This window comes from Ktedonobacter sp. SOSP1-52, assembly GCF_016587395.1.
The window spans coordinates 1,917,820-1,932,134 of record NZ_BNJH01000003.1; the positions used below are offsets into that span (position 1 = coordinate 1,917,820).

At 54.7% G+C, this 14,315-nt stretch carries 14 protein-coding genes; 3 read left to right on the forward strand and 11 right to left on the reverse strand.

What is annotated here, in order from left to right; translation table 11 throughout:
- Positions 1-41: 41 nt before the first annotated feature.
- Both recQ and JMJ16_RS33765 read right to left on the reverse strand, forming a co-directional pair.
- A complete protein-coding gene (recQ, locus tag JMJ16_RS33760) occupies positions 42-2,261 on the reverse strand; it encodes a DNA helicase RecQ (RefSeq protein ID WP_201388738.1) in 2,220 nt (739 codons plus the stop codon).
- A gap of 113 nt (positions 2,262-2,374) precedes the next feature.
- Positions 2,375-3,133, reverse strand: a complete 759-nt coding sequence (locus tag JMJ16_RS33765; protein ID WP_201388740.1) for a hypothetical protein — start codon at positions 3,131-3,133, stop codon at positions 2,375-2,377.
- A gap of 398 nt (positions 3,134-3,531) precedes the next feature.
- Here JMJ16_RS33765 and JMJ16_RS33770 point away from each other — a divergent pair, with 398 nt between their 5' ends.
- Positions 3,532-4,308, forward strand: coding sequence for a hypothetical protein (locus JMJ16_RS33770; RefSeq protein ID WP_201388742.1), 777 nt, complete (start codon positions 3,532-3,534; stop codon positions 4,306-4,308).
- A 268-nt stretch (positions 4,309-4,576) separates the two neighbouring features.
- Here JMJ16_RS33770 and JMJ16_RS33775 read toward each other — a convergent pair whose 3' ends face one another.
- The 5 genes from JMJ16_RS33775 to JMJ16_RS33795 form a co-directional block, all read right to left on the reverse strand.
- Positions 4,577-5,659, reverse strand: coding sequence for a 3-hydroxyacyl-CoA dehydrogenase family protein (locus JMJ16_RS33775; RefSeq protein ID WP_236601803.1), 1,083 nt, complete (start codon positions 5,657-5,659; stop codon positions 4,577-4,579).
- Positions 5,660-6,526 (reverse strand): alpha/beta fold hydrolase, encoded by an 867-nt coding sequence (locus JMJ16_RS33780; RefSeq protein WP_201388744.1) that lies wholly within the window; start codon positions 6,524-6,526, stop codon positions 5,660-5,662. It lies immediately after the preceding gene.
- The gene (locus JMJ16_RS33785; RefSeq protein WP_201388746.1) at positions 6,516-7,169 is read right to left on the reverse strand and encodes an HIT family protein; all 654 of its coding nucleotides are present in this window, start codon (positions 7,167-7,169) and stop codon (positions 6,516-6,518) included. The genes JMJ16_RS33780 and JMJ16_RS33785 overlap by 11 nt, the downstream gene beginning before the upstream one ends.
- A 151-nt stretch (positions 7,170-7,320) precedes the next feature.
- A complete protein-coding gene (locus tag JMJ16_RS33790; protein WP_201388748.1) occupies positions 7,321-7,797 on the reverse strand; it encodes a flavin reductase family protein in 477 nt (158 codons plus the stop codon).
- Positions 7,798-7,887: 90 nt separating this feature from the next.
- Positions 7,888-8,229 carry a hypothetical protein gene (locus tag JMJ16_RS33795; protein ID WP_201388750.1) on the reverse strand — a complete coding sequence of 114 codons (342 nt, stop codon included), beginning with the start codon at positions 8,227-8,229 and terminating at the stop codon, positions 7,888-7,890.
- Between the two features lie 616 nt (positions 8,230-8,845).
- Here JMJ16_RS33795 and JMJ16_RS33800 point away from each other — a divergent pair.
- Entirely contained in the window at positions 8,846-8,995 is a 150-nt protein-coding gene (locus JMJ16_RS33800; RefSeq protein ID WP_201388752.1) for a hypothetical protein, read from the forward strand.
- A 327-nt stretch (positions 8,996-9,322) separates the two neighbouring features.
- On the opposite strand, the gene JMJ16_RS33805 is transcribed toward JMJ16_RS33800, so the two are convergent.
- On the reverse strand, positions 9,323-10,273 hold the full coding sequence (locus tag JMJ16_RS33805; RefSeq protein WP_201388754.1) for a S41 family peptidase: 951 nt from the start codon (positions 10,271-10,273) through the stop codon (positions 9,323-9,325).
- A gap of 128 nt (positions 10,274-10,401) precedes the next feature.
- Between JMJ16_RS33805 and JMJ16_RS33810 the strand changes: the two genes are divergently transcribed.
- On the forward strand, positions 10,402-11,511 hold the full coding sequence (locus JMJ16_RS33810; protein WP_201388756.1) for a DUF5937 family protein: 1,110 nt from the start codon (positions 10,402-10,404) through the stop codon (positions 11,509-11,511).
- Here the strand turns inward: JMJ16_RS33810 and JMJ16_RS33815 are convergent.
- The 3 genes from JMJ16_RS33815 to JMJ16_RS33825 all read right to left on the reverse strand — a co-directional run bounded on the left by JMJ16_RS33815 (position 11,508) and on the right by JMJ16_RS33825 (position 14,284).
- On the reverse strand, positions 11,508-12,407 hold the full coding sequence (locus JMJ16_RS33815) for a hypothetical protein (RefSeq protein WP_201388758.1): 900 nt from the start codon (positions 12,405-12,407) through the stop codon (positions 11,508-11,510). The genes JMJ16_RS33810 and JMJ16_RS33815 overlap by 4 nt on opposite strands.
- A 208-nt stretch (positions 12,408-12,615) precedes the next feature.
- A complete protein-coding gene (locus JMJ16_RS33820; protein ID WP_201388760.1) occupies positions 12,616-13,680 on the reverse strand; it encodes a hypothetical protein in 1,065 nt (354 codons plus the stop codon).
- Positions 13,667-14,284, reverse strand: a complete 618-nt coding sequence (locus JMJ16_RS33825) for an RNA polymerase sigma factor (protein WP_201388762.1) — start codon at positions 14,282-14,284, stop codon at positions 13,667-13,669. The genes JMJ16_RS33820 and JMJ16_RS33825 overlap by 14 nt, the downstream gene beginning before the upstream one ends.
- Positions 14,285-14,315: the final 31 nt, after the last annotated feature.

Below are 14,315 nucleotides of genomic sequence, written 5' to 3' on the forward strand. Positions count from 1 at the left end.
CAGTCTATCACGAGATACCCCTCCACGATGGCGTTTTTAGCCTATGGTGTTGTGGTGTTCTGGAGGGTTTCTTGTTCGCGGCGGATGAGGGCGCGCACGAGGCGTAGCTCTTCGTAGCTATAGGCGTCACCCAGTAGTTCTTTGGCGGGCTTGAGGACCTCCATGCCGACTTGCTGGTAGACGTTGGCAATGTCTTCGTAGTGACTGGCTTGAATGAGGGGCGAGACGTCGACCTCTTCGCCTGTCTCGATCAGGGCCGATAGGTGGTTGATGATCGTGCTAGTAGAGATGCCGCGCTGCTGGGCGATCTCTTCGATGCTATATCCCTGGCGGTAGAGCTCTAGGGAGGCGCGGTGGCTATCCAAGGCGTTGCGCTTGCGGACGACGGGCGCTTCTTCCCTGGCGGGCTTGGGCTCCTCAGCGATCTCCAGGCCCACCTCCATGTTATGCTGATCGCAGTAATCCTCAATGGCGCGTGTGAAGGGCGAGAAGAAAGCTTCCAGCTTGCGGTCGCCTACCCCAGGGATGGCGGCGAACTGCTTTTGCGTCTGCGGACGCTGCTGGGCCATGACTTGCAGGCTGTTATCGGAGAAGATGATATAGGGGGCGATGTTGTACTCGTCGGCCAGGCGCTTACGCAGCTCACGTAGGTGATGGTAGAGGCCCCACTCTTCGGGCTTGAGTTCGACCTGGGGCGCGTTGCGTTTGCTGCCCTGGCGCTGTTCGCTGGCTATAGCGGGTATCTCGACCGTGCGCTGGCGGCGCAGGATCTCGGCGGAGAACCTGTTCAGCTTGAGCACAGGATAGCCATCCTGGGTCTCACTAACGAGTTCCTGTTGCAGGAGTGCGCGCCCCAGGCGCGTCCATTCGTCGGCGCTCAGGTCCCTACCGATGCCATAGGTGGTGAGCTGATCGTGGCCCATCTCGCGAATTTTCTTGGTGTTCGCGCCACGCAGGATCTCAATGATATAGCGCATGCCGTAACGCTGCTGGGTGCGGGAGACGCAAGAGAGGAACTTCTGTGCGTCGATGGTGCGATCCTCCAGAGTGACCGGGCGCAGGCAGTTATCGCAGTTGCCGCAGTTCTCCTTGGTAAAATTCTCGCCAAAATAGGCCAGCAGGGCCTTGCGGCGGCAGTCGGTACTCTCGCTATAGGTGATGACCTGCTGAATCTGCTGGCGGGCCTTCAAAAGCTCGTGCTCATCCTCTTTCTGGGCAAGGATAAATTCGTACTTCATGCGGTCGCCATGCTGGTAGAAGAGGATGCAGCGTGCCTCCAGGCCATCGCGTCCGGCACGCCCTGACTCCTGATAGTAGCCCTCCAGGCTCTTGGGCATATCGTAGTGAATGACGGCGCGCACATCCGGCTTGGCGATACCCATGCCAAAGGCGATGGTCGCCACCAGCACGGGGACATCGTCGTGGATAAAGCTATCCTGGTTGCGCGTGCGCTCATCGGTACTCAGGCCTGCGTGATAGGGGAGGGCACGAATGCCGTGGTGTTGCAGCGAATCAGCGATGGTATCAACGTTTTTGCGGCTCTGGCAGTAGATAATCACGGGCGCATCAGGCTGCTCACGTAAGAACTGAACCAGCTCGCCATAGGTGTTCTGGTGCTTCTGGCGTACCTCGTAGTAGAGGTTGGGGCGGTTATAGCTGGCGACCTCCACATAGGGATCGTTCAGTTTGAGCTGTGTGAGGATATCCTCTTGTACACGCTCAGTCGCGGTTGCGGTCAGGGCTATTGCCGGGACATGGGGATAGCGTACACGTAAACGCCCCAACTGGCGATACTCCGGGCGGAAGTCATGTCCCCACTCGCTAACACAGTGAGCCTCGTCGACGGCGATCAGGCCCAGGCCGACGCGCTCCTGTACTTCGTCGAGGAAGGTCAGAAAGGTTTGGGTTAGGAGGCGCTCGGGCGCGACATAGACGAGTTTGAGCTTGCCCTGAAGGATCTCGCGTTCGCGCTGTGAGCGCTCGCTCGCGCTCAATGCGCTATTGAGGAAGGTCGCGGGGATACCATTGGTCTTCAGGCGGTCGACCTGGTCCTGCATGAGCGCGATCAGGGGCGAAATTATGATACTGACTCCATTGAGTAAGAGTCCTGAGAGTTGATAGATGAGGGATTTGCCCGCGCCTGTTGGCATCAAGGCGAAGGCGTCTCGCCCTGAGAGCGTCTGCTCAATCACCTCGCGCTGCCCGGGGAGGAACGCCTCATAGCCAAAATAATGCTTTAAAAGTTGCTCTAAATCCTGCACACTTCACCAGCCCTTCTAAAAGACACATTCACCTGATGATAGCAGATCGAACTACTCTTTTACAACTAGGGTGCTAATTTTAGCTATGTACATTACACAAAAGTCCCCTGCTCTTAAACCTTGATCTGGGGAGCGCCAAACTCTTGCAGGAGTGGTTGAAGACGAGCGCAGAGCGTAGTGTCCCATTGCTCTATTTCAGCGATCAGGCACATTGTCACTGCCGCGAGAGCCCGACGTAACTCTTGCTCATCGAGTGAGCGCACCAGCGTATCTGCGAACGAATTAGTGACGACTGCGGGAAGCTTATCAACGCCGCGTCCGTGGGCCGCGCTCTCTCCCAGACGGATGCATGCAAGGGCAAGCGTGTGATTACGGACCTCACTGATCCAGTATGCAGCCTGCCAGGGTTTGCGGCGTTCAATGCACGATCGAGCGTGGAAGACGTGATGCCAGCACAGTCCAATCATGTGGCTGGTAGCTGGTGGTGGTGAGGTGTGTAACTGTTGCTGAGCGCTGCCAAAGAGGGTGTGGAAGTGTGGCCCGCGTGCGCCAAAATCTCCTTCAGGGGTGACCGAGATGTCAATCTCCAGGCCATTGGGGAGAAGAAACACGCGGTAGAGGCTGGAGCCAGCGTGCAGGTCAAAATGATGGAGCACGCCGAATTCTTGCTCAAGCCTTTGTGCCCAATCATCAATGACGGTTTCAATCGCGCTGCCTGTGGCGATCCCAAAGGTTATATCAATATCGGACCAGCTATCCTCAACCCCAGCCGCTGTAGAGCCGATGAGCGCGCCCCCTGTGGCTCGCGGATCAGCCTGCGCCATTTTCAGGACGTAATTACGTACGTGGTCGCGTTGCTTCTCAGTGAACATGGTGATTTCCCGTCTTTTAACCTTCGGATATTACCATACTGGCATAAGTGTATATAACAGGTAGGCATGAGGAGACGATTGTATTCGATCTGGTCAAATCTGGAGAGTTGTGCTATGCTTACCTATAGGACAGTTCTAGTTGCATCTTCGTTGAGAGCGTGGTGAGAACACGCCTGCGCCTTGGCGCCAGGCCGCTCAAAACCATTCTTCTTAAGTGGAGTATACCCGGCAGGAACCGAAGAGGTCAAGGGTAGATGCACTAGGGAATTTTTCGTCCTCACGGATTATATCCTGTCGCGGCAGATCCAGCATGGACGCGTATGCGTCTATGGGTAAGCGCAGGCTTGCCTGGGGCTGGTGAGGCGGCGGTAGAAAATTCTTTGAGGAAAGTGGAGCTTATGGATAGTTCTCTTCACAGTGCTAGTCTCACAGCAGATGAGCTGAAGCAGCATTCCGCAGCCATTGAGGAGGCGGAGGTTGAGAGCGCGGAAGAAGAGCATCACATCCACCTGCCCAATCCAAGCCTGTGGCCACTCATTCTGAGTGCAGCGATTCTTGTCACAGTCGCTGGATTGCTGGGCCTTCCTGATAGTGCCTTGCTCACCTATATCGGCGCACCATTTATCATCGTCGGTATCATGGGCTGGGCCCTGGAAGATCCTATGGCGGCACCCAAGGAGCGCTACAAGGTCTTCAATCCCAACGCTCGTTTCCAGCTTGGCCAGGAAGTCCTGGACAAGAACGAGCAGTGGCTTGGCACCGTCAAGGCGCGTTTTGGTCGCTATATTCTGGCCGAACGTGGAGATGTGTTCGCTAAAGTGCTCTATGTGCCTCATGAGGCTGTTGAGGAGATCATCAAAGGAAGCATTGTACGCCTGAATGTCAGCGAGGATACCTTGCTGGATCGAGGTCTCGATGTGGTTCCCGATGATCTATATGACGACGCGGTTGAACCCGTGCTACCGTCCTTAAACGGGACCCCCCTGTTTGGACGTGGGCAGCTCTCTCCTGCGCAGACGGGACACTACAACTATGGCCCGAACTATCCTGGTATCAATACCGATGCCAGTGGTTCGTTCCATCACGAAGAAGTGTCACCCATCCCGCAGAAGTTTGTGGGTGAGCGCCGCAAGGTCGTTTCTCGCGGCAGAAGACCGTTACCTGCCAATGGCTAGGTAACGAGGCCAGGCCCTAAGGGATGTAAGCCGCTCTTGCATCCCTTATTTTTATGGTATTTCTTGTAGAAAAGCGGGTGTTGTCGGCATGCTTTTCGAGCACGCCGACAACACCCGCTTTTTAAAGTGTGGTATGTTTGGGAGATGTGGTGGTTTCAATGGTGTTGGAGCTTATTGACGTGGTAAAATAGAGGTGCCTCTAGCTGCGATGCTTAGGAGGGCCGACTTCCCCTCGTGGGGAAGCCGGACTTTTTTATTTTGATGAGGGTTAGTATTCGTAGAAGCCGCGCCCGCTCTTGCGGCCAAGCATACCGGAGTTGACCATGCGGCGCAGGAGGGGAGATGGCGCGTAGAGCGGCTCTTTAAATTCCTCATAGAGCGCCTCAGCGGCCCAGAGTGTGGTATCGAGACCCACATAGTCGAGTAGGGTCAGCGGACCCATAGGATAGCCACAACCCAGCTTCATAGCCGTATCGATATCCTCTTTGCTTGCCAGCCCATTCTCGTACATGCGGATAGCGGCGAGGAGGTAGGGGATGAGCAGGAAGTTGACGATAAAGCCTGCTGTATCTTTGGCCACGACGGGCGTCTTGCCCAGGGATTTGGCGAAGGCGCGCACCGTCTCAACGGTCTCGTCGGAGGTAGAAATTGTGCGCACGATCTCGACGAGCTTCATAACGGGCGCTGGATTGAAGAAGTGCAGGCCGCAGACCTTGTCGGCGCGCTTGGTAACGGCGCCCATCTGCGTGATGTTGAGCGAAGAGGTGTTGCTGAGGATCAGGGCCTCGGGCTTGAGGGCGTTGTCGAGGGCTGGGAAGAGGCGGAGCTTCTCCTCCATATTCTCAATGACCGCCTCGATGACGAGGTCACAGTCGGCCAGATCTTTGGTATCGAGGGTGCCGCGCAGGTGGTTCTTATAGTCGCGAGCCTGCTCCTCGTTGATCTTCCCCTTCTGAAGCATCATATCCCAGGCACCCTGGATACGTGCCATACCTTTATCGAGAAAGTCCTGCGCGACCTCGCGCACGATTGTTTCATAGCCAGCCTGGGCGCACGTCTGTGCGATTCCGCTCCCCATAAGGCCACAACCAATGACACCTACTTTACGAATCTCCATCGAATCCTTAGTCCTTTCAAAATAAGAGTAGGTCTTGAAAACGAGCAAGATAATCCCCTCGTCATCGTGTACTAATGTACCACAAAACTGGCTTGCGAGGCGAATGCATTGATGGGGAGGTGCGCTACTGACGTACGCGCCTACGCCTGTGGGCTGTGTGTCTACACCCAGCGTAGGCGCTTGGGTGAACGCGTAGATGCCCAGACCGCGTAGGCGCGTACGCCAGTAGTGCATTTAGCCTTCGATAAAGCTTTGGATCTCCTGGGCGGGGGCGGGATCGACGCCGAAGATGATGGTGTAGTGGTTGAGGTTGGGGAGATCACGGTAGGCGCAGTTGGCAATAGTGTGATGGATCTGTTCAGCGTCTTGTTGGGAGAGGAGCTGGTCACTCTCGCTGAAGAGGCCCTGCCCGGCACGTAATAAGAGGGTTGGCGCCTGCACCTGTTCCCACTGGGCCTCGGGTTGGGCCTGGGGATAGTTCAGGCCCTCCTCCAGGATGCCGTGGGCGAAGGCCTTGGAGATGACGGAGCCATCCTGCTCAATGCGTACATCGTGCTCGAAATAGAGATCGATATACTGGTTCCAGTAGGGCGCGAGGTAAGGAGCCTGCTGGAGGCGGGCCAGGTAATCCTGGTAGGAGGGAAGGGTAACGCCCAGGCGTGAAATGGCGGCGGTAAGCCAGGTGGGCATATCATCCTGCCCGCTCCAGGGCAGGGGAGCGCCCGCGTCGATAAGCACAAGCTTGCTCAGCTTATCGGGGTAATGGGCGGCGAAGTAGAGGGCGATGAGTGCGCCCAGTGAGTGCCCGATGATGATGGGCTGCTCAAGCTGAAGGGCGTCGATGAGCGCCGCGAGGTCCTGCGCGTGAATGGGGACGCTGTAGCCGGTTGGTGGTTTGTCGCTATCGCCGCGTCCGCGCAGATCATAGGCGATCACGCGATGATTGGAGGCGAAGGCATCGGCGAAGGCTTGAAAGCAGTAGGCATGGGCGGTCAGGCCGTGGAGGCAGATGATAGGCGTCCCCTCCTTGCCCCATTCGACATAGTGAAGCGTGATCTCGTCGCATGCGACCAGGCCGTTTTTGAGTGGTTCAATTGGCATACCCTGCCTCCTGTTCTTGCTGCTGAAATACCTGCCAGCGCTCGATTGTTGAGCGAATAAGGGCCTTCCCCTCTTCAATGCGCTGGGGAACGGATCGCCACTGTGTGTGTCCATTGCGCCCAAGGGCGCCTGGACGCAGGACATCCTGAATAATACGCGTATAAGGCTCAAGTTCTGGTGGAAAGAGCATAGCGTGGTGCGTGTCTTCCAGGTAGAAGTAGTGCCCCTGGTGATGAAACCACTGGCGGATATCGTCCTGCTGCTTAACGACCTGTACGTGCATATCTTGTGAGAGGTCGTAAACGATCTCGCCAAAGGGGAAGCAGTGCAGGTGGGCATGGAAGACCGTCTGACGGAAGATGCCGTGTTCCCAGTAGATGATGGGGGCATAGAAGCGCTCGAAGAAGCGTTTGACCTCGTCCTTCAGTGTGAAAAGCTCCTCATCCAACACGGCGGGCACGTCGCCATAACAGCGATAGTGCTCTTTCGGTATGATGAGCAGGTGGCCCTCGACAAGGGGGGCGTGATCGGTAACGATACGAAAGTTTTGCGATTCCTTCAGAATATATGGCGCGATAGCCGCGCTATGACAGAAGGTGCAGCTCTTCTCATCAGCTTGCGTGATGCTGCTCCCTTGTTGCATGCAGGGGCTCCTTATAAGATAACAGCTATTATAATTTCATTGCTCTTAAGCGCTAATTATTCCATATTGCCTTGCACTGTGCAAGAGTTCTGTTGAATGGGCATGTGGCAGGGGCATTCGCCCCTGCCACATGCCCATTCAACAGAACTCTTTATCCTGCGTGGCGGAAGCCGGCCTCGGCCATGCTGAGGGGCTGGCCCTCGGCGATCAGGCCAACGTCGACTACCTCCGCCAGGACGAGAATGGAGTCCCCGGCGTCCATGCTATTGCGCACCTCGCAGCCAACCCAGCCCAGGGCGTCGTGCAGGACCACGTAGCCATCGGGGCGCAGTTCGTGGCTGATGCCCTGGAGCTTATCGGGATACTTAAAACCGGACTTACCAAGCATCCCGGCAAGCTCACGCTGCCCCGTGCGTAGCACATTGATGGCGAACTTCTGGCTGCGCTGAATCATGGGCAGGGACTTGGCATCTTTCTCGATAGAAACGGCGACGAGGGGTGGCTCGAACGAAACCTGGGTGAGCCAGTTAGCCGTAAAGGCATTGACCTCGTCCCCCTCGGCGCAGGATACCGCGTAGAGTCCGTACATGAACAGGCGCAACACCTGTTTCTTGACCGCAGGGTCCATGAGTGCATCCTTTCTCTAAGCGAACGTGATGTATTTCTTTTATTGTATGTTATCACGCAGAGCGTTGCCAGAAAGGATGTATGACCAGGCCTACATGGTGTCAATGGCGTTCTGGGCCTCTTGTAAACTGACACCATACAAACTGCGATAGAGCTGAATGGCTTTCAACCTTTGGCCTGCCAGTAAGGCCTGGCGAATAGCAACAAGCTCTGGCCGTTCCTGTGATGGACTGTTTGTTGGAAGATCAACCTCCGGTGTGTGAGGAGTTGGGTCGCTGCGTAGTTCCTGCAGTATGTTGCGCAGGAGCTGTGTTTGTTCCATATGGGCATGAGAACTCGTCAGGGTGAGCAGCAACTGCTGCATGAGGTTTTCGATCCGGTTCATTCTGGCTTGCAGTGAGGTGAGCCGCCTAGCAACATCTCGATCTTCCATTAGCGTTGTATCCTTTCCTGCCCTTAGATGTGTTTAGAAAGCATTCATAACAATCTCTACTAATGACAGGGTAACAGAAAATCGAGTCCCTGACTGTGAGCTAGCTCTCTTTTGTATGCACCTTTTTAGTCCCAGTGTTTGAGAGCGCGGCGCTGAGCGCGATTGAACTGGATGAAGCCAAAGTGAGAGGGGGGGCTGGTGGGTTATGTTGTGTGCCTGGGGGAGTTGGTGGCTGCAGCGAAGGTACCTCACCTGAGAGTATTATATTGCAAGCGGATTTATCAAGCAATAAAAGAAATATTAAACATTTTGGATAAAAAGGTGTAGGGAGAGCCAGGTTGACTGCCTTAAACTTCGCCCCTCTCAAGTGTCTTCTGTGTGATTATTCGGAGCAGCAGCCAGCCTGTCTCATCGAGTAACTTCTCAATTTTCAAAGCCATATCCTATTTTTTCTTTCATATTTAAAGTAAATGACGGTAGACGTTTTGCTTTTCCTCGAATTTTATCATAAAACGCCCTATACTAAAAGTCTCATCGAAAGACTTCTAGTGAATGAAGCGCTGTCAATTCAGCCTTCACTCTCTCTGTGTGTATGAACCATGCGAGGAGAAAGAGTATGCGAACAAAGGAAATTGGGGTATTGCTGGTGCTTGCGGCACTATGGGGAGGGGGATTCCTGTTTATACGGATAGCTACACCGGCATTTGGACCGGTTGCCATGATGGCGATGCGTGTCATGCTGACTGGACTTTCCTTGTTCTTGTGAGAGGTGCGTTGTCGCAGAGATGAAAGGGGAGCATTGAGGACTTTTCTCTTTTGTTGGAAGGCAAGGTGAAGCGATGCAGCGCACTGGACAGGTTGAGGTTATTGTCCGTGGTCGTGAAGAACAGCCAGAGCTTGTCCAAATAGGAGGCTGGACGGTCACAGTGTTTCAAACGGAGATCACTTTGTAAGTCCAACGCAATGGAGAGGTTACTCTCTGCGCTTTTCAGTGCTGGTCTAAGCCTGCTAGAGACCACATGCCTCTATCCATACCGCATGATGTGGATAGAGGCATGCGAGCCAGGAAACTGCTCTCGTGCAAACTGAGGTGTTATTCAGGTGTCTCTTTGGCCTCTGCCAGTGCGCGCTGGTAGGCGACCTCCAGGGCATCGGCCTGGGCTACTGGCACATCAGGCTGCACGCCGACGCCTTCCCAGTTAGTTTTGCTGGTTGGATTGATGGCGCGCAAGCAGGGGATGAATGCCTCGAAATGGGTATCGATGGGATAGCGCAAGCCCGCGTGCGCCCCACCGCCCGTGGTCTCCCCAATCACAAGGGCGCGCTTTAATTGTTGTAGGTTATAGGTGAACTCTTCCGCCGCCGAGAAGGTACGCTGGCTGGTCAGGAGATAGAGCGGCCTGTCCAGGTAGCGCTTACCCGGAATGTAGGATAAGGCCCAATACTGGTGTAGCAGGTCTTTCCTGCGATCATACAAGCCATTGAGCTGTATGTTTTCAGAGGCGAAGGCATCGAAGAAATAGCTACAGAGGAACTGGACCATCGTCGGCTCGCCCCCGCCATTGGTGCGCAGATCAATGATCATGGCGCGTGTATATGCTAGGAAGGTCAGCGCGGCATTCATGCTCTCGCCCGCGAAGTGGGGATGCACAAATTTATTGAATTGAAGATAGCCAATGTTCCCATCTAGAATCTCGACCTTCTTTAAGCCATAGTTCTCTTTACTCTTCTGGCGGATGCGCTCAATCTCCTCCGGTGTATAGTCTTCATGCTCGTCGATGTGCTGGGGAACCCCCTCCGCCTGGTAGAAGAGACGCAGGTGCTTATCATGCGTGACCTCGCGCAGGTGTGTCGTAATCGTCTGCGCGAAGAGCTCGCCATCGCGCATATCCGCGTAGGTTCCCGTGGCGAGATGCTGTCGCAGTGTGGCCGCAACCTCTGGTACCACCTCAGGGAAGACATATTTCTCCCCCATCTGCTTCAGCAGTTCCTCAATAATTGCCTGGGGCGAAAAAGTCTGTTGTGCTGTATCAATGTTCTGCATAGATTCCATCCTTTATTGATCTGCTCTCATAAATATTGCCGTCTTTGCATAGGATAAGATAAACTGATATGCGTTACAACTTTTTAGCTAATGAGTTAATCAGAATGCTAATGGGAGACCGGAGAACAATGACAATTATTATGCATCTAGGCGCCTTGCAGGCCGAGCGGTTGGCCTTTAGTTATTCCCCATTGCATGAAACTGTGCGCAGCCTGCGTGTCTTGAACCGGAGTCAGCAGCATCCCTTGCACTTGCCCTGGGTTCTGCGTATGCGCCAGCAGATGCCTCCGGCTTTAAAGGCTGAAGCATCTGCATTCAGTATTATTTTTGCGGCGACAATTCCCGATATCTTCGCGGGACCCTTGCGGCTCACGGAGGCTTTTCCAACATTTGAAGAAGAGTTTCGTGTGACGCAGGACCTGCCACCTGCTGAGTATGCCGAACTCGTCCTGACGCAAACCATTATGAGAAGGTATGAGGGCGAAGGTGAGTACACATTTGCGCGGGTAAGCCAGTCGCAGGAGTTGCGGCAGCACGTGCTGGCGCGGACGCAAGAGCTTTGTCCCTCATCTCTGGCGATGGTTGAGGAATTGTTGACTGATCCGGAGCAGAGCCACAAGCGGTTTCTGCGCTTCTTCTCCTGGTATTGGGAGACCTGCATTGCACTGGAGCGGCCCCAACTGGAGGAACAGCTTTTGCGCGATATTCAGCAGCGAGGGCAGATCCTCTTTGAGCAGGGGCCATTTGAAGTGCTTGACTCGCTGGCGCCCCAGCTCAATGTGTCCTGGCAGGAAGAGAACATCACCATGCGCTATCCCTCGCAGAGGCACGAGGAGATGCGCATTGGTGAGCAACTTTTCCTTGTTCCCTCGGCGTATGTCTGGCCACGGCTGCACATCATGTTTGAAGAGGATATGCTGGTCGCCCTTGTCTACTCAATTCAGCAATTCCAGGAGGAAGGGAGCGCGCCAGTGCCACCGGAGCGCCTCCTCAAGTTGCTGCGCGCGGCGGGCGATATGACGCGCCTGCAAATCCTGCAATTGCTCAGCCAGCGCCCGCGCTCCACGCGAGAGATTGCGGGCATCTTGAATCTGACCGAGGCTGGTATCTCAAAACACCTGAAGCTCTTACAGGATGCGGGCTTTGTGCGCCCGGAACGTTCCAGCTACTACGTGCTCTACCAGAGCCAACGCGAACCGCTCGCCGAGATCACGCGTGGCCTGGATAGGTTGCTCTAAACATCTAACTGTGCTTTGCCAGAGGCGATGGCGTAGCCGGGGGCACCAATACCAAAGGACCAGGTGATATGTTTTCTGGAGCAACCGGGAAGGTTAAGTGTGGTTTCATGCAACGTTTCCCAGCCATAGTTCCCGGTACCGTAGGAGTCTCCCATTGGGCTGGATGCCGTTCGATCATTCGCGCAGAAGATGGAGTAGAGATATTGCAGGTGCGGGCGAGCAGGGGCTGGGGCATCTACAGAGACACGTGGGGCTGAGATATGAAGAGTAAGCTGTCGATCCTGCGGAACCTGAGAGGCGACATGGATGCGTAGAGTTGGCCAATGCCCATCCAGGGGGCTTGGTATAGGTGCGGCTTCTTGCTGTGTTTTTGTAAAGAAACCTGCTTGTGTGGTGAGTGTCAGGTCGCCACTGTTCTGTAGCACAAAATATTTATGCATGCTTAACGTTTGTCCAGAAGAGAGTGTGAGTGTGTTGTTTAGGGGCGGACATTTATGTGTAGTAGGTGCGGGAAGTTCATAGGCTGGTTTCTGTTCTCCTTGTACAGTTATACCATCTACATAACCACAGGGGCTGTTTGCGAAAGGTATGCCCACAAATTGCATCTTTGAAGTGTGATTAGTAAGCGTGATGTTTACTTCAAGCATTTCGCTGATGAAGTAAGGCCCTGGTGTGATGCCGAGTGTCATCTCGAAGCCGCCAGCCTGGACAGATGTGGTGCTGGGTGCTCTGACCGGGCCAATTGCCGCACCGATCACAAGTGTTTGATGTGGAGTGAAGAACAAGAGCGCGACCGCAATCAGCATGCCAACCACCAGGATCGCGGCGAGGCTACCCAGTAATCTCCTGAATTGCCAGCGACGTGTGGCGTGTGGTGTTTCTGTATTATTGGACATTTGTTTTCTGCTTTCCCTGGTATGTTTAGAAATAAGATACAATTTCTTATAAGACGCTAAAGATGCCCAAAAGATTGCAGGTGGGAAAGAATGCGCTACTGACGTACGCGCCTACGCGGCTCAAGCGCGGTTGACGTAACCCCAACGAAACGCTTGTCTTTCCGTCGTCATGTCCATCAGCGTAGGCGCGTACGTCAGTAGCGCACCTCTAAGCCTCTGACTGTGCATTGCCAGAGACGATGGCGTAGCCGGGGGCACCAATGGCATAGCTCCAGGTGATGTGTTTCATGGAGCAGGCGGGCCGGTTGACGGTGCTACTCTTGAGAGGCTGCCAGCCATAGTTACCAGTCTCTTCAGAGCCGGAACCAGGACCGTTTGTACAGGAAACTCCGTAGAGGTATTGTAAGTTGGTTTGAGCAGGTGCATCGACAGTGATATGCGTGTTCTCAACGTGAGCGGAAAGCTGCCGATTCTGTGGAACCTGAGAAGCAACAGTGAGGTGGAGGGTTGGCCAGTGTCCCTCCAGGGGGCTTTTCACGGGCTGGTACCACTGATCTTTGTTCGGTTCGAGAAAAGTTATATCGCTCGTCAAGGTAATGGTGCCACTCCACTGCAAAACAAAGTATTTCTGTATACTTAGCGTTTTTTTAGGTAGAAGCTGTAAAGGTCGTCTCGCCCCTAATGGGCAACTATGAACTGTAGGTGGAAGTTCAAAGGCGGGCTTTAAATTTTCCTGCATGTAAACACCAGTCGCATAGCCACAGGAATTGATGCCGAAGGGTGAGGACACCCACTGTGTCTTTGAAGTGTGATTGGTAAGTGTGATGTTGACCTCAAGCATCTCGCGAATAAAGTAGGGGCCAGAGGTGATGCCAAGCGTCATCTCGAAGCCGCTAGCCTGGGCATGTGTAGTTGTTAATGGGCCAGCAGGTGGGCCGCTCACAAATGTCCTTTGTGGGGTGAAGAGCAAGAGCGCAGACGTAATAATCACACCCACCACCAGGACCGCGACGAGTCCACTTGCCAGGCGCACGAGGCGCTGGCGGCGCGTGGCTGGTGTGCGTAAAACAGGCGCCATGAGGATCTGGCCTGGCTCATATTCCCTGGCGGGAAGGGCATCAGGCGATACTTGCAGTAGGCGCTCGCGTACGCGTTGGGTGATCTGTTCCTGCTCGGCAGGGGTGAGGTTGAGGGACGTGTGGGGATCTTGCTGGAGCAGGCCTACAAGGTCGTTCCCCTCTTCTTCTGGCAGGATGTCCTCAAATGGCTTCATGGTTGTCTCCTTTCTCCTGGCGTTCATAGAGCATGCGTAACTGCTTGAGGGTGCGTGCCAGCATCTTGCGTACCGTCCCATCAGGTTTCTGTAAGCGGGCTGCGATATCAACCAAGCGCATGCTTTCTTGATAGCGTAGATGAATGAGTTGTTGCTGGAGGGGAGAGAGTTGCGCGATAGCCTCGCGCAGGAGGACATGGCGCTCCTGGCGTAGGAAGCGCTGTTCGGGTGTTGGTTCCTCGTCCTGGTTGTCCCGCGTCTCCTCCAGGGGGACAATCGCCAGGGCGGTGTGGTGGCGATAGTGATCGATAGCTTTGTTGCGCGCGACGCGGTAGAGCCAGGCACGCTGCTGCTCGTGGGTGAGGCGCGCGAAGGCTTGGCTTGTCAGGGCCGCGGCAAAGACGTCAAAAAGTACATCCTCGACATCCTGGCGGCTCGTTATAAGCCGGGCTAGGTAGGGCAGGAGCGCGGAGATATGGCGATCATAGAGCGCGATATGTATCGCGTCCTGTTCTTCAGTGGCATGGCCCTGGTGCATGGTGTGCCCCTTTCGTTCGTTTGAGATCTCATAGAGCATATCGGATGAGGCACCAAAACGTGGCACAGAAAGCGCCCTTTTAGGAAAGGAAATCTCC

Bases quoted from the DNA above. Each gene is read 5' to 3' on its own strand.
- JMJ16_RS33765 (WP_201388740.1), bottom strand. From the start codon at position 3,133: ATGTTCACTGAGAAGCAACGCGACCACGTACGTAATTACGTCCTGAAA.
- JMJ16_RS33770 (WP_201388742.1), top strand. From the start codon at position 3,532: ATGGATAGTTCTCTTCACAGTGCTAGTCTCACAGCAGATGAGCTGAAG.
- JMJ16_RS33775 (WP_236601803.1), bottom strand. From the start codon at position 5,659: ATGCACTACTGGCGTACGCGCCTACGCGGTCTGGGCATCTACGCGTTC.
- JMJ16_RS33780 (WP_201388744.1), bottom strand. From the start codon at position 6,526: ATGCCAATTGAACCACTCAAAAACGGCCTGGTCGCATGCGACGAGATC.
- JMJ16_RS33785 (WP_201388746.1), bottom strand. From the start codon at position 7,169: ATGCAACAAGGGAGCAGCATCACGCAAGCTGATGAGAAGAGCTGCACC.
- JMJ16_RS33790 (WP_201388748.1), bottom strand. From the start codon at position 7,797: ATGGACCCTGCGGTCAAGAAACAGGTGTTGCGCCTGTTCATGTACGGA.
- JMJ16_RS33795 (WP_201388750.1), bottom strand. From the start codon at position 8,229: ATGGAAGATCGAGATGTTGCTAGGCGGCTCACCTCACTGCAAGCCAGA.
- JMJ16_RS33800 (WP_201388752.1), top strand. From the start codon at position 8,846: ATGCGAACAAAGGAAATTGGGGTATTGCTGGTGCTTGCGGCACTATGG.
- JMJ16_RS33805 (WP_201388754.1), bottom strand. From the start codon at position 10,273: ATGCAGAACATTGATACAGCACAACAGACTTTTTCGCCCCAGGCAATT.
- JMJ16_RS33810 (WP_201388756.1), top strand. From the start codon at position 10,402: ATGACAATTATTATGCATCTAGGCGCCTTGCAGGCCGAGCGGTTGGCC.
- JMJ16_RS33815 (WP_201388758.1), bottom strand. From the start codon at position 12,407: ATGTCCAATAATACAGAAACACCACACGCCACACGTCGCTGGCAATTC.
- JMJ16_RS33820 (WP_201388760.1), bottom strand. From the start codon at position 13,680: ATGAAGCCATTTGAGGACATCCTGCCAGAAGAAGAGGGGAACGACCTT.